Source organism: Ancylobacter koreensis (genome assembly GCF_023016525.1).
GTDB lineage: Bacteria > Pseudomonadota > Alphaproteobacteria > Rhizobiales > Xanthobacteraceae > Ancylobacter > Ancylobacter koreensis.
This window is the reverse complement of record NZ_JALKCG010000001.1, coordinates 1,269,463-1,283,039: the sequence shown is the minus strand read 5'-3', so window position 1 is coordinate 1,283,039 and position 13,577 is coordinate 1,269,463. Positions and strand designations below refer to the sequence as shown.

At 67.9% G+C, this 13,577-nt stretch carries 13 protein-coding genes; 8 read left to right on the top strand and 5 right to left on the bottom strand.

The genetic code is table 11. The features are described from left to right. Nucleotides 1-27 precede the first annotated feature (27 nt). Nucleotides 28-912 carry a LysR substrate-binding domain-containing protein gene (locus MWN33_RS05930; RefSeq protein ID WP_247199501.1) on the bottom strand — a complete coding sequence of 295 codons (885 nt, stop codon included), beginning with the start codon at nt 910-912 and terminating at the stop codon, nt 28-30. Nucleotides 913-1,114: 202 nt separating this feature from the next. On the opposite strand from MWN33_RS05930, the gene MWN33_RS05925 reads away from it, so the two are divergent. Further along, nucleotides 1,115-1,483, top strand: a complete 369-nt coding sequence (locus tag MWN33_RS05925; protein ID WP_247199500.1) for a DUF1127 domain-containing protein — start codon at nt 1,115-1,117, stop codon at nt 1,481-1,483. Nucleotides 1,484-1,762: 279 nt separating this feature from the next. After that, nucleotides 1,763-2,824 (top strand): LLM class flavin-dependent oxidoreductase, encoded by a 1,062-nt coding sequence (locus MWN33_RS05920; RefSeq protein ID WP_247199499.1) that lies wholly within the window; start codon nt 1,763-1,765, stop codon nt 2,822-2,824. Between the two features lie 272 nt (nt 2,825-3,096). On the opposite strand, the gene MWN33_RS05915 is transcribed toward MWN33_RS05920, so the two are convergent. Then, nucleotides 3,097-4,497: a glutamine synthetase family protein gene (locus MWN33_RS05915; RefSeq protein WP_247199498.1), complete on the bottom strand. Its 1,401-nt coding sequence runs from the start codon at nt 4,495-4,497 to the stop codon at nt 3,097-3,099. A gap of 196 nt (nt 4,498-4,693) precedes the next feature. Between MWN33_RS05915 and MWN33_RS05910 the strand changes: the two genes are divergently transcribed. The 6 genes from MWN33_RS05910 to MWN33_RS05885 all read left to right on the top strand — a co-directional run bounded on the left by MWN33_RS05910 (nt 4,694) and on the right by MWN33_RS05885 (nt 11,794). Continuing rightward, on the top strand, nt 4,694-5,869 hold the full coding sequence (locus MWN33_RS05910; RefSeq protein WP_247199497.1) for an ABC transporter ATP-binding protein: 1,176 nt from the start codon (nt 4,694-4,696) through the stop codon (nt 5,867-5,869). 10 nt (nt 5,870-5,879) lie between these two features. Then, nucleotides 5,880-6,803: an ABC transporter permease gene (locus tag MWN33_RS05905; protein ID WP_247199496.1), complete on the top strand. Its 924-nt coding sequence runs from the start codon at nt 5,880-5,882 to the stop codon at nt 6,801-6,803. Beyond that, the gene (locus MWN33_RS05900) at nt 6,804-7,625 is read left to right on the top strand and encodes an ABC transporter permease subunit (protein WP_247199495.1); all 822 of its coding nucleotides are present in this window, start codon (nt 6,804-6,806) and stop codon (nt 7,623-7,625) included. A gap of 417 nt (nt 7,626-8,042) precedes the next feature. Further along, entirely contained in the window at nt 8,043-9,959 is a 1,917-nt protein-coding gene (mutL, locus tag MWN33_RS05895) for a DNA mismatch repair endonuclease MutL (protein WP_247199494.1), read from the top strand. 23 nt (nt 9,960-9,982) lie between these two features. Beyond that, a complete protein-coding gene (locus MWN33_RS05890; RefSeq protein ID WP_247199493.1) occupies nt 9,983-11,263 on the top strand; it encodes an NAD(P)/FAD-dependent oxidoreductase in 1,281 nt (426 codons plus the stop codon). A gap of 9 nt (nt 11,264-11,272) precedes the next feature. After that, a complete protein-coding gene (locus MWN33_RS05885; protein ID WP_247199492.1) occupies nt 11,273-11,794 on the top strand; it encodes a DedA family protein in 522 nt (173 codons plus the stop codon). A 139-nt stretch (nt 11,795-11,933) separates the two neighbouring features. Here the strand turns inward: MWN33_RS05885 and MWN33_RS05880 are convergent, their stop codons facing one another. From MWN33_RS05880 to ilvC, 3 genes are all read right to left on the bottom strand, one after another. Then, nucleotides 11,934-12,188 (bottom strand): hypothetical protein, encoded by a 255-nt coding sequence (locus MWN33_RS05880; protein ID WP_247199491.1) that lies wholly within the window; start codon nt 12,186-12,188, stop codon nt 11,934-11,936. After that, nucleotides 12,157-12,450, bottom strand: coding sequence for a BrnT family toxin (locus tag MWN33_RS05875; protein ID WP_247199490.1), 294 nt, complete (start codon nt 12,448-12,450; stop codon nt 12,157-12,159). The genes MWN33_RS05880 and MWN33_RS05875 overlap by 32 nt, the downstream gene beginning before the upstream one ends. A 104-nt stretch (nt 12,451-12,554) precedes the next feature. After that, entirely contained in the window at nt 12,555-13,574 is a 1,020-nt protein-coding gene (gene ilvC, locus MWN33_RS05870; RefSeq protein ID WP_152304313.1) for a ketol-acid reductoisomerase, read from the bottom strand. Nucleotides 13,575-13,577: the final 3 nt, after the last annotated feature.

Sequence of the window (13,577 nt, the reverse complement as noted above, 5' to 3'; positions counted from 1 at the left end):
ACCGCGCCGGCGGTCGCCGGCGGCGGACTACTCCGCCGCGATGGCGGCTTCGGAGATGTTGTCGAGCCCCTGCACGATGTGGATGGCGAGCGCGTCGGCGAGCGGGGAAGCCTCGTGCCGGTTGCGCAGCAGGCCAATGCGGCAGGGCGCCAGCGCGGGGAAGCCGTCGGAGGGGCCGAGCACCCGCATGCCGGGGCGCAGCCCCGATTCCGGCAGCACCGAGATGGCGAGGCCCGACAGCACCGCCGCCGAGACCGCCGTCGAGTTCGACGAGGTGTAGAGGATTCGGAAGGGCCGGCCGACCGCCTGCAGCATGGAGATCGCCTCCTGCCGCCAGTTGCAGGTCTGCCGCCCCAGCGCCAGCGGCACCGGGGTCTCCAGATGCACGGGGTGGCGGGAGGACCCGACCCACAGAAGCTGCTCGCGGCGGATGATCTCGGTCTCGCGGTTGACCGTCTCGCAATCGGTGATGATGGCGAGGTCGAGATCGCCGGTGTCGATGCGGTCGATCAGGTCGGTCGAGGGGTCGCAGACGACGGTCAGCTCGACATTGGGATGGGTGGCCGAGAAGCGCGCCATGATTTCGGGAAGATAGCGGTCGGCATAGTCGTCCGGCACGCCGAGACGCACCCGGCCGGACAGCTCGGCGGAGGCGAGGCTGGCCACCGCCTCCATGTTCAGTTTGACGATGCGCCGGGCGTAATCGAGCAGCCGGTCGCCCTCGTCGGTAAGGCGCGAGGCGCGCCCGTCACGCGCGAAGATCGGCTTTCCGACCCGCTCCTCAAGCCGCTTCATCTGCATCGAGACGGCGGACTGGGTCTTGTGGACCACATCGGCGGCTCTGGTGAAACTGCCCGTTTCGGCAATCGCGATGAATGTTCTTAATTGATCAATGTCCAGCAGCACGGTCATGGATCGCCTCCCGAGGGCCTATCATCAATCGGAATGATACTCCGGATAAGAAACATTCGCTAGTGTGATCAATCCCCATGGATCATAACGTCCCTGCCGCGAACGGGTGGTGTCGATTTCGGGTGGCTGGCGAGCCGCCGCGCGATCAGAAAGCCCAACGCCACCGCCGCGCGGCCGACACATGCCGACCATGGAGGAACCGATGTCGTATCTTGGTGAAGTCCGCAGAACCGCGTTCCACTCTTTCGGCGCCGCCGCCAGCAGCGTGCTGATCGCCGCCCTCGCCGGCAGCTGCCGGTTCGTCACCGCGCTGGCCCGCCGCCGCCACCTCGCCCAGCTCGGCGAATTCGACGACCGGATGCTGCGCGATATCGGCCTGACGCGCGCGGACCTGCGCGACGCCACCTCCGGCCCGCTCTGGCAGGACCCGACCGCCGTGCTCGTGGTGCGCTCGGTGGAACGCCGCGCCGCCCGCCGCATGGCCGTGCGCGGCGCCATGCGCGAGGCGGCCCGGCAGGACGCGGCCTTCCCCGAGACCAAGCCGCGCAACGACCTGATTTCCTGCGGCTGACGCATGAAGCGCCCACGAACGGCACGCTCACGAACGCGACGCGCGCCCGCGCCCCGCAACGCCCTCTACGGCGACATCGACCCCCTCGTGTCGTCGACTTGAAGCCCGCTGGTTCGTCCAGCGGGCTTTTTTCTTGTGTGCCGGTTCTTGTGTGCCGGCGCGCGAGCTTGCAGCCACGAAAGAGCGTCCTTGCAGGCGGCGCTGGTGCGTCCCGCGCCGGTCCGGTCCATATGGGGAGCGCCGGCGCGGTCCCCAGCGGCCGGCGGAAAGGCGGACCCCATGGCACAGGCTATCGAACTCGGACTCGACACTTTCGGCGACGTGACCGCCGGCGCGGACGGCGCCCTGCTGTCCCACGCGCAGGTGCTCCGCAATGTCGTCGACGAGGCGGTGCTGGCCGATGAGGTCGGCGTCGACTTCATTGGCGTCGGCGAGCATCACCGCGACGATTTCGCGGTCTCCGCCCCCGAAGTGATTCTGGCCGGCATCGCCACACGGACGAAGCGCATCCGCCTCGGCTCGGCGGTCACCGTGCTGTCCTCGGACGACCCGATCCGCGTGTTCCAGCGCTTCTCCACCGTCGACGCGCTGTCGAACGGCCGCGCCGAGGTCATCCTCGGGCGCGGCTCCTTCACCGAATCCTTCCCGCTCTTCGGCTTCGACCTGAAGGATTACGAGACGCTGTTCAGCGAGAAGCTCGACCTGTTCGCCAGCCTGCTGCGCGACAACAATGCGCCCGGCGGCGTGAACTGGCAGGGCAAGGGACGCCCGCCGCTGAAGGGCCAGCATGTCTTCCCGCCGGTCGAGGCGGGCACGCTGAAAACGTGGATCGGCGTCGGCGGAAGCCCCGAATCGGTGGTGCGCGCCGCGCGCTACGGCCTGCCGCTGATGCTCGCCATCATCGGCGGCAACCCGGCGCGCTTCGCCCCTTACGTCGATCTCTACCACAAGGCGACCGGGCAGCTCGGCGGCACGCCGCAGCCCATCGGCGTGCATTCGCACGGCTATGTCGCCGAGACCGACGAGGCGGCGCGCGAGGAGGTCTACGCCGACTACAAGCGCATGCACGACCGCATCGGCGCCGAGCGCGGCTGGCCGGCCTATGGCCGCGACGCCTTCCTGCGCGAGATCGAGCATGGCTCGCTCTATCTCGGCTCGCCCGAGACCGTGGCGCGCAAGATCGCCAAGACCGTGAAGGCGCTGGGCGCGCAGCGCTTCGACATGAAGTACAGCGCCGGCACGCTGTCGCACGGGAAGATGATGCGTGCCATCGAGCTCTACGGCACCAAGGTCATCCCGCGCGTGCGGGAGCTTCTGTCCGAAGAGACGGTCGAGGCGTAGGGCGCGGCGGTGCTTAGGCGGCGTCCCACCAGCGCAACGTCATCCCCGGGCTTGGCCCGGGGATCCACGATTTCGGCCGGAGAGATACGGCCTGAGTGTTATGCGCTGGGTCCCGGATCGGCGCTTCGCCTGCGGCTACGCTTGTCCGGGAAACTGCCTGCCACTCACCGTGTCCCGGACAAGCTGCACACAGTGCAGCGCCGATCCGGGACCCAGCGCAGGTCTCCGCCGGAGGTGCTTCGCCGCCCTCCGCACGGGCAGCGGCGCGCCCCTCACACGTTCAGCAGCAGATACTCGCGCTCCCAGGGCGAAATGACGCGCATGAAGGTGTCGAACTCCTGCTGCTTCACCGCCGTGTAGGTCTTCACGAAGCTCGGGCCAAGCACGTTGGAGATTTCCTCCGAGTACTGCATCGCCGCCAGCGCTTCGAGCAGGCCGCGCGGCAGCTCGAAATCGAGGCCCTTGGCGTCGGATTCCAGCGGGTCGGTCGGGCGCAGGCCCTCGACAAGGCCGAGATAGCCGCAGGCCAGCGAGGCGGCGATGACGAGATAGGGGTTGGCGTCCGAGGACGGCACCCGGTTCTCCACCCGCCGCGCCGCCGGCGAGGAGGGCGGCACGCGCAGGCCCGCCGTGCGGTTGTCGTAGCCCCACTGCACGTTGATCGGCGCCATCGAATCGCGCGTGAGCCGGCGGTAGGAGTTTACGTAAGGCGCGAGGATCGACATGACAGCCGGCAGATAGCGCTGCTGGCCGGCGATGAAGGAGAAGAACTCCGGCGTCGGGTCGCCATCGGCGTCCGAGAAGATGTTCTTGCCCGTCTCGGCATCGACGATGGACTGGTGGATGTGCATCGCCGAGCCCGGCTCGTCGGCGATCGGCTTGGCCATGAAGGTGGCATAGATCTTGTGCTGCAGCGCCGCCTCGCGGATCGTGCGCTTGAACAGGTAGACCTGATCGGCGAGCGTCACCGGGTCGCCGTGCAGCAGGTTGATCTCCATCTGCGCCGCGCCGTCCTCGTGGATCAGCGTGTCGATCTCGAGGCCCTGCGCTTCCGAGTAGTCGTACATGTCCTCGAACAGCGCGTCGAACTCGTTCACCGCCTGGATCGAATAGGACTGGCGGCCGATCTCCGGCCGGCCCGAGCGGCCGATCGGGGGTTTCAGCGGGTAGTCGGCGTCGGTGTTCGGCTCGACGAGATAGAACTCGATCTCCGGCGCGACGACGGCCTTCCAGCCCTTCTTGGCGTAGAGATTGACGACGTTCTTCAGCACTTGGCGCGGGGCGAGCTCCACCGGGCGGCCGTCGCGGTGATAGGCGTCGTGGATGAGCTGGGCGGTCGGGTCCTGCGCCCACGGCACCACGGCGAGGGTGGAGAAATCCGGCTCCATCACCAGATCGCTGTCGGCGACCACCGAATCCACGAGGTCGTCATAGGGCGGGTAATCGCCCGAAATGGTCTGGAAGAACACGCTGAGCGGCAGGTTCATCGTCGGGCCGGACAGGAACTTCGACACCGGCATGATCTTGCCGCGCCCGACGCCGGCCAGATCCGGCACGGCGCATTCGATCTCGGTGATGCCGCGCGCGGCCATCCAGACCTTGGCCTCGGCCAGCGAGGTCACGCCGCGGGGTGAACCGACAACGTCCTTATCGGGACGCTTCTTCTTGGACATGATTGCCTTCCTGATGCGCGGTCTGCGCCTCGCGAGGCAATCACGGCCCCCTCCCGGCCGTCAAGGCGCTGCGTCGCTGCCCCTTTCCGGTGCATGGTAAAATTGTTCGCATTGTGCCGTTGAGCCGTCATGAGAAGCCGGTTAGCGTCAGTGCAGGGGCCGGCGACAAGCCGGCGGGCAACGGGAACCAGTCAGCATGAGCACCGGCGTCGCCGAGAAGACGCAGAAGACCGTCGGCGGCATCCGCCGCACATTCGCTCCCTGGAACGACCCGCAGGCCGTCCCGCTGATCCGCTACCAGAACGTGACCAAGCGCTTCGGCGAATTCACCGCCGTCGACAACCTGTCCCTCGACATTTACGAGCGCGAGTTCTTCGCCCTGCTGGGTCCGTCCGGCTGCGGCAAGACCACGCTGATGCGCATGCTCGCCGGCTTCGAGGAGCCGACCGAGGGCCAGATCACGCTGGCCGGTCAGGACCTCGTCGGCACGCCGCCCTACAAGCGGCAGACCAACATGATGTTCCAGTCCTACGCGCTGTTCCCGCATATGAGCGTGTGGGACAACATCGCCTTCGGCCTGCGGCAGGACCGCATGGAGAAGGGCGCCGTCGCCGCCCGCGTCGAGGAGATGCTCAAGCTCGTCAAGCTGGAGAAGTTCGCCAAACGCAAGCCGCACCAGCTCTCCGGCGGCCAGCGCCAGCGCGTCGCGCTTGCCCGCTCGCTCGCCAAGCGCCCCAAGGTGCTGCTGCTCGACGAGCCGCTCGGCGCGCTCGACAAGAAGCTGCGCGAGGAGACCCAGTTCGAGCTCATGGACATCCAGATGGAGCTCGGCATGACCTTCCTGATCGTCACGCACGATCAGGAAGAGGCGATGACGGTGGCCGACCGCATCGCGGTGATGAACCACGGCAAGCTGGTGCAGGTCGCCCCGCCGGCGGTGATCTACGAGCAGCCCAATTCGCGCTACGTGGCCGATTTCGTCGGCGACGTGAACATACTCGACGCCAAGGTGACGGCGCTGGCGCCGGGCCTCGTCACGCTGGAGGCCGAGGCGGCGCCCGGCATGAAGCTGACCGCGACGCAGGAATGCGAGGCGAAGGTCGGCGAGAGCGTGGCGCTGGCGCTGCGGCCGGAGAAGCTGCGCGTCGAGCTCGATCCGCCGGCCGACCCCAACGTGAACTGCCTCACCGGCACGATCTGGGACATCGGCTATCTCGGCGACCTGTCGATCTACCATGTCGAGCTGCCGAACGGCACGCGGGTGAAGGCGGCCAAGCCCAACCTGACGCGCATGGTCGAGCGTCCCATCACCTGGGAAGACAAGGTCTATGTCTCCTTCACGCCGGATGCCGGCGTGATCCTGACCCGCTGAGGAGGCGTCCATGGCGGTGAAGTCGGGGGCGAGATCATCCGGACGCTGGCTGGTCGTCACCATTCCCTATCTCTGGCTGCTGGCGCTGTTCCTGGTGCCGTTCCTGATCGTCTTCAAGATCAGCCTGTCGCAGGACGCCATCGCCCAGCCGCCTTATCTTCCGACCTTCGACCTGTCGGAAGGCTGGGCGGCGTTCAAGGACGCCTTCGGCGAGCTCTCCTTCGAGAATTACGGCTACGTTCTCTCCTGGGACAACGAGTTCATCGAGGCCTATGGCTCCAGCCTCTGGATCGCCGGCATCTCCACCATCCTGCTGCTGCTGGTGGGCTATCCCATCGCCTACGGCATGGCGCGGGCGCCGAAATCGATCCGCCCGACCCTGCTGATGCTGGTGATCCTGCCGTTCTGGACCTCGTTCCTGATCCGCGTTTATGCGTGGATCGGCATCCTTTCGCCCGAAGGCCTGCTCAACCAGCTTCTCATCGCGCTCGGCATCATCAGCCCGGATGCGCCGCTGCAGATCCTCGCCACCGACACGGCGGTCTATATCGGCATCGTCTATTCCTACCTGCCCTTCATGATCCTGCCGCTCTATTCGGCGCTGGAGAAGATGGACGAGACGCTGCTGGAAGCCGCTGCGGACCTCGGCTGCCCGCCCTTCGCAGCCTTCTGGAAAATCACCTGGCCGCTCTCGCTGCCGGGCGTCTTTGCCGGCTGCCTTCTGTGCTTCATCCCGGCGGTGGGCGAATTCGTCATCCCCGACCTGCTCGGCGGCTCGGACACGCTGATGATCGGCAAGGTGCTGTGGACCGAGTTCTCGGTGAACCGCTCCTGGACCGTCTCGTCGGCGGTGGCGGTGCTGCTGCTGATGGTGCTGGTGATACCGATCGTCTTCTACCAGAACCTGCAAGCCCGCGAAGTGGAGGGAAGGTAGATGCGCAAGGGTCTCTCCTGGTTCAACGTCACCTCGATCGCGCTCGGCTTCGCCTTTCTCTACATCCCGATCGTGCTGCTGGTGATCTACTCCTTCAACGCCTCGCGGCTGGTGACGGTGTGGGCCGGCTTCTCCACCCACTGGTACTGGCAGCTCTTCCAGAACGAGCAGCTTCTCGACGCCGCCTGGGTGACGCTGCGCGTCGCCTTCCTCACGGCGACCGTCGCCACCGTGCTCGGCACCATGGCGGCGATCACCCTGACGCGCTACGGCCGCTTCCTCGGCCGCACGCTGTTCTCCGGCATGGTCTACGCCCCGCTGGTCATGCCGGAGGTGATCACCGGCCTGTCGCTGCTGCTGCTCTTCGTCGCCGTCGGCCTCGACCGCGGCTTCTGGACCATCACGCTGGCGCACATCACCTTCACGCTGTGCTTTGTCTCGGTGGTGGTGCAGTCGCGCCTCGTCACCTTCGACCGCTCGCTGGAGGAGGCGGCGCTCGATCTCGGCTGCACGCCGTTCCGCACCTTCTTCGTCATCACTTTGCCGATCATCCTGCCGGCGGTGGTGTCGGGCTGGATGCTGGCCTTCACCCTGTCGCTCGACGATCTGGTGATCGCCAGCTTCACCACCGGCCCCGGCGCCACCACGCTGCCCATGCGCATCTATTCTCAGGTGCGCCTCGGCGTGACGCCGGAGATCAACGCCGCCTGCACCATCCTCATCGCCATCGTCACGGTCGTGGTCATCATCGCCTCGGTCATGACCAAGCGGCAGGAGATGGAGCGCCAGAAGGCCGAGCGCATGGCGGCGGCGGAAGCGTAGGGGATCGACATCCCCGTCGTCCCGGCCGAGCGCCGGGAACCGTCGCGGGGCGCCGCCGCCTTCGTCCGGCCCATCCCGGCCCCGCCATCCCGGCCCCGCCCCCTCGCCGTCATCCCGGCCGGAGCGAAGCGGAGAGCCGGGATCGCTCTCCAACGTTTGCGCGATCCCGGATCGGCCTGCAGCCGTCCGGGATGACGGCAAACGTGGAGGTCACCGCCCCGAGCTCTCCCTCTCCCCGTCGGGGAGAGGTGGCCCGCGCAGCGGGTCGGTGAGGGGCGGCACCGTTGCGGAGCGGCGAAGCCCCCTCACCCCAACCCTCTCCCCCACGGGAAGGGGACCGGGCCAGCCCGACCAGGCGGCGTTCGCTTGCCTGCCCTGCTATAGTCGGCGCCGTCGCCGCCCCGAATCGAGACCTCCATGCCGCTGCGCCTGCTCCCCTCCACCCTCGTCGACCGCATCGCTGCGGGCGAGGTGGTGGAGCGCCCGGCGGCGGCGCTGAAGGAGATCGTCGAGAACGCGCTCGACGCCGGGGCCCGGCGCATCGAGATCGTCATCGACGGCGGCGGGCGCCGCCTGATGCGCGTCACCGACGACGGCTGCGGCATGGACGCGGGCGAGCTCGCCCTCGCGGTCGAGCGCCACGCCACCTCCAAGCTCGACAGCGAGGACCTGCTCGCCATCCACACGCTGGGTTTTCGCGGCGAGGCGCTGCCCTCCATCGGCGCGGTGGCGCGGCTCTCCATCACCAGCCGGACGAAAGGCGCCGAGACCGCCCATGAAATCCGTGTCGAGGGCGGCGCGAAGGGGCCGGTGAAGCCCGCCGCGCTCGGCTTCGGCACCCGCGTCGAGGTGCGCGACCTTTTCTTCGCCACGCCGGCACGGCTGAAATTCCTGAAATCCGAGCGCGCCGAGACGGCGGCGGCGGTCGATGCGGTGAAGCGCCTCGCGCTGGCCCGCCCCGAGGTCGGCTTCACCCTTGTCACCGACGAGCGCGCGCCCGTCACCTGGCCGGCACGCGCGGACGATGCGGCCGGCCGGCGCGCGCGCATCGCCGACGTGCTCGGCCACGAGGTCGGCGCCAACGCGCTCGACATTGACGGCCTGCGCGAGGGTGCCCGGCTCTCCGGCCTCGCCGGCCTGCCGACCTACGCCAAGGCCAATTCGCTGTCGCAATACCTCTTCGTCAACGGACGGCCAGTGCGCGACAAGGTGCTGATCGGCGCCATCCGCGCGGCTTACGCCGACCTGCTGCCCTCCGACCGCCACCCCGTGACGGCGCTGTTCCTCGACCTCGATCCACGCGAGGTGGACGTGAACGTGCACCCGGCCAAGACCGAGGTGCGCTTCCGCGACGCAGGCAATGTGCGCGCGCTGATCGTGCGCACGCTCACCGACGCGCTGGCCCTCGCCGTGCCGCGAACCGCCTCGACGGCGGCGGAGAAGCTGGCGCAGTTCGCCCGCCCCGATTTCGCCGGCTACCGCGCCGAGCCGCGTCCGGGGAACTATGACTGGACCCGCTCCTGGGCCGCGCCGGAGGGGTCAGGCGGCGTGTCCCACCTGTCTCACCCAAATGTCCCTGACAGCCAACACCGCCCTGCCGGGGCGCCGGGCGGAGACATTCCGGGATTTCATGAGAAATCCCGGGGCTTTGACTTCGATTTCGGCGGCACGGGCGCGCCCGGTCTCGGTCTCGCCCTCGCGCCCGGCGCGGATGCCCGCGCCAATGCCGCCCCGGCCGCGCCCGACCTGATGGAGCGCCCGCTCGGCGCCGCCCGCGCCCAGCTTCACGCCACCTACATCATCGCCCAGACCGCCGACGGCGTGGTGGTGGTCGACCAGCACGCCGCCCATGAGCGCATCGTCTACGAGAAGCTGAAAGCCGCCATGGAGCGCGACGGCCTCGCCCGTCAGATGCTGCTCGTGCCGCTCGTCGTCGAGCTCGACCCGTCCGAGGCCGGCCGGCTTGCGGAACGGGCGAACGCCTTGGAAAAGCTCGGCCTTGTCATCGAGCCCTTCGGGCCCGGCGCGCTGCTGGTGCGCGAGGTGCCCGCCCTGCTCGGCGACGCGGACGTCACCGCTTTGCTCCGCGAACTCGCCGAGCACGCGGCGGAATGGGACGACGCGCTGCCGCTGGAGCGCCGGCTGCTGCACATCGCCGCCACCATGGCCTGCCACGGCTCGGTGCGTGCCGGCCGCCGCCTGCGCGTCGAGGAAATGAACGCCCTGCTGCGCGAGATGGAGGCGACGCCGAACGCTGCCCAGTGCAACCACGGCCGGCCCACTTTCGTCACCCTGGCACTGGCCGATATCGAACGCCTCTTCGCGCGGCGCTGAAGGGTGGGCTAGGATAGCCGCGCATGTCAGTTGAAACCGACCATCCCGCGAGCTGGTACGCGGCGACCGCGCACCCCCTGCCCGCTTTTCCCTCGCTTGCCGGCACGGTGCGTGCCGATGTCTGCGTCATCGGCGGCGGCTATACCGGCCTGTCCGCGGCGCTGCATCTGGCCGAGGCGGGGCTCGACGTGGTGCTGCTGGAGGCCGGGCGCGTCGGCTCCGGCGCCTCGGGCCGCAATGGCGGGCAGATTCACACCGGCCAGCGCCGCGACCAGGACTGGCTGGAAGCCCATGTCGGGCTCGACGACGCCAAGGCCCTGTGGCGGCTGGCGGAAGACGCCAAGGCGCTGCTGCACGACCTCATCGCGCGTCATGCCATCGACTGCGACCTGCGCCCCGGCCTCGTCATCGCCGACCACAAGCCGGCCTATGTCGCCCATTCCCACGCCTATGCCCGCAAGCTGAACGAGGTCTACGACTATCCCCACGCCGCGCCACTCTCGCGCGAGGAACTGCGCGCGATGGTCGGCTCGGACGCCTATTACGGCGGCATGATCGACCATGGCGGCGGCCATCTGCACCCGCTCAACCTCGCGCTCGGCCTCGCGCGGGCGGCGGCCGGTGCCGGCGCCCGGCTGTTCGAACGCTCGCGCGCGCTGCGCATCGAGGAAGGCGCGAAGGTGCGCGTCGTCACCGCCGCCGGCGCGGTGGAGGCGGATTTCGTGCTCGAATGCGGCGATGGGCTGCAGGACGGGCTCGACCGGCGCGTCGACACCCATGTGATGCCGATCTGCAATTACATCGCCGCCACCGAGCCGCTGGGCGCGCGGGCGCGCGAGATCATCTCCAACGACGCGGCGGTGGCCGACAGCCGCTTCGTGGTCAATTACTATCGCCTCTCTGGCGACGGGCGGCTGCTGTTCGGCGGCGGCGAGAGCTACCGGCGCGGGCTGCGGCCGAACCCCGGCGACTTCGTGCGGCCCTATATGCTCAAGATATTCCCGCAGCTCGCCGATGCCCGCATCGACTATGGCTGGGGCGGCATTCTCGGCATCACCATGACCCGCATGCCCTTCGTGCGGAAATTGTCGCCGCGCGTGCTGACCGCCGCCGGCTATTCCGGTCAAGGCGTGATGCTGGCGCCCTATTTCGGCCGGCTGCTAGCGCAGGCGGTGAAGGGCCAGCTCGGCGAGTTCGACCTGCTGGCGCGGCTGCCGGTGCCCGCCTTCCCCGGCGGGCCGCTGATGCGCTGGCCGCTGCTGGTGGCCGGCATGAGCTACTACGCCCTGCGCGACCGGCTGTGAGGGCACGCGGTGGAGCTTGAAGCCTATGCAAGGCAGGTGCTCGATTTCGTCGAGGCCCACGCTTATTGGGCGCCATGGATCGCCTTCATCCTCGCCTTCGGCGAATCCCTCGCGGTAATCTCGCTGTTCTTCCCCGCCACCTTCGTGATGGTGGGGCTCGGCGCGCTGATCGAGGCGGGCGGCGCGCCCTTCCTGCCGGTATGGGTGGCGGCAACCCTCGGCGCCGCGCTGGGCGACGCGGTGTCCTACTGGTTCGGCTTCCATTTCAAGGACCGCGCCCGCCACGTCTGGCCGCTGCGGCTCTACCCGGCGCTGATGGAGCGCGGGGAGCGGTTCTTCTTCCGCTTCGGCACGTGGAGCGTGTTCATCGGCCGCTTCTTCGGCCCGCTGCGGGCGGTGATCCCGCTTATCGCCGGCATGTTCGCCATGCCGCAGACGCGCTTCCAGATCGCCAACATCGCCTCCGCCATGCTGTGGGCCCTGCTGTTGCTGGCTCCCGGCGCCGCCGCGATGAAGGCGCTAGGTTATTGAGAATGCTCGTCGATTGAAGGCGCTTGCGTTTTCTCGGTAACGTCGGCCCCGACACCCCGGAGCCCCCGACTTTCAGTCAAGGGCGAAACACCCTGGAAACGGAAAGGGCGACCCTCGGGTCGCCCTTTTTCGTGCTCGCCTATTCGGCGGCTTCCTTGGGTGGCTTGTCCTCGCCGGCCTGCTCGGCCCGTGCCTTCTCCGCCGCCCTCTCCCGCCGCGCCTTGGCGGGAAGCACAAGATCGAATTCGGCGAGTTCGACCTCGGTGGGCAATGAACTGTCGGGATCGGCCTTCGCTGCCGCGATGATCTGCTCATCCGTCAGCGCATCGACCTTCGACCAGTCGAAACCGCGCAGCAGACGTTCAGCTTCCTTCGAGGGCTTGTGCGAAGACACGTCTTTCGCTCCGGTGGACTCGTCTCACGGATATAAGGCGCCGTTTGCACCCTCTCCAGACGAAGACACACAATATAACACGCCCCGCCACGGCGGCCATCGCCTCGAAACGGGGTTCGCCGGCCACAAGCTTGGGCGAAGAACGCTCGAAGCGCGATCGCCCGTCGAAGACGAACTCGCCCAGGCGGAGCGGCAAACCGTGCTTGGCACGGTTCGCCGCATCCTTGTCGTCGTCCCACTCGAAGTCGTCCGTCTCGCCCATGCTGCCAACTCCAATCGAGTAGCCGACCATAGACGAGAGCTATTAACGATAACGTTAATGAGTCGTTACCTGCGTCCGGAGCGGGTTAGATTTTGTTAACTAGCTCAGTTCTTCGCCTTGTCGACGAGCTTGTTCTTCTCAATCCAGGGCATCATGCCGCGCAGCTTGGCGCCGACTTCCTCGATCTGGTGGGCGTCGTTGACGCGGCGGATGCCCTTGAAGCGGGCGGCGCCGGCCTTGTATTCCTGCATCCATTCCGAGGTGAACTTGCCGGTCTGGATGTCGGTGAGCACACGCTTCATCTCCGCCTTGGTCTCGGCGGTGATGATGCGGGGGCCGGAGACGTACTCGCCCCACTCGGCGGTGTTGGAGATCGAGTAGTTCATGTTGGCGATGCCGCCCTCATAGATGAGGTCGACGATCAGCTTCACTTCGTGCAGGCACTCGAAATAGGCCATCTCCGGGGCGTAGCCGGCTTCCACCAGCGTCTCGAAGCCGGCGCGGATCAGCTCGACGAGGCCGCCGCACAGCACCACCTGCTCGCCGAACAGGTCGGTCTCGCACTCTTCCTTGAAGGTGGTCTCGATGATGCCCGAGCGGCCGCCGCCGACGCCCGAGGCGTAGCTGAGGCCGAGGTCGAGCGCGTTGCCCGAGGCGTCCTGATGCACGGCCACGAGGCAGGGCACGCCGCCGCCCTTCAGGTATTCGCCGCGCACGGTGTGGCCGGGACCCTTGGGGGCGACCATGAGCACGTCGACGGTGGACTTCGGCTCGATCAGGCCGAAATGCACGTTGAGGCCGTGGGCGAAGGCGATCGCCGCGCCGTCGCGGATGTTGGGGGCGATCTCGTTCTTGTAGATGTCGCCCTGCAGTTCGTCCGGGGTGGCCATCATCATCAGGTCGGCCCACTTGGCCGCCTCGGCGACGGTCATCACCTTGAGGCCGTCGGCCTCGACCTTCTTGGCGGTCGCCGAGCCCGGCTTCAGGCCGACGGCGAGTTCCTTGACGCCGGATTCCTTGAGGTTCAGCGCGTGGGCGCGGCCCTGGCTGCCATAGCCGATAATGGCGACCTTCTTGCCCTTGATGAGGTTAACGTCGGCGTCGCGATCGTAATAAACGCGCATGGG

Bases quoted from the DNA above. Each gene is read 5' to 3' on its own strand.
- MWN33_RS05930 (WP_247199501.1), bottom strand. From the start codon at position 912: ATGACCGTGCTGCTGGACATTGATCAATTAAGAACATTCATCGCGATT.
- MWN33_RS05925 (WP_247199500.1), top strand. From the start codon at position 1,115: ATGTCGTATCTTGGTGAAGTCCGCAGAACCGCGTTCCACTCTTTCGGC.
- MWN33_RS05920 (WP_247199499.1), top strand. From the start codon at position 1,763: ATGGCACAGGCTATCGAACTCGGACTCGACACTTTCGGCGACGTGACC.
- MWN33_RS05915 (WP_247199498.1), bottom strand. From the start codon at position 4,497: ATGTCCAAGAAGAAGCGTCCCGATAAGGACGTTGTCGGTTCACCCCGC.
- MWN33_RS05910 (WP_247199497.1), top strand. From the start codon at position 4,694: ATGAGCACCGGCGTCGCCGAGAAGACGCAGAAGACCGTCGGCGGCATC.
- MWN33_RS05905 (WP_247199496.1), top strand. From the start codon at position 5,880: ATGGCGGTGAAGTCGGGGGCGAGATCATCCGGACGCTGGCTGGTCGTC.
- MWN33_RS05900 (WP_247199495.1), top strand. From the start codon at position 6,804: ATGCGCAAGGGTCTCTCCTGGTTCAACGTCACCTCGATCGCGCTCGGC.
- mutL (WP_247199494.1), top strand. From the start codon at position 8,043: ATGCCGCTGCGCCTGCTCCCCTCCACCCTCGTCGACCGCATCGCTGCG.
- MWN33_RS05890 (WP_247199493.1), top strand. From the start codon at position 9,983: ATGTCAGTTGAAACCGACCATCCCGCGAGCTGGTACGCGGCGACCGCG.
- MWN33_RS05875 (WP_247199490.1), bottom strand. From the start codon at position 12,450: ATGGGCGAGACGGACGACTTCGAGTGGGACGACGACAAGGATGCGGCG.
- ilvC (WP_152304313.1), bottom strand. From the start codon at position 13,574: ATGCGCGTTTATTACGATCGCGACGCCGACGTTAACCTCATCAAGGGC.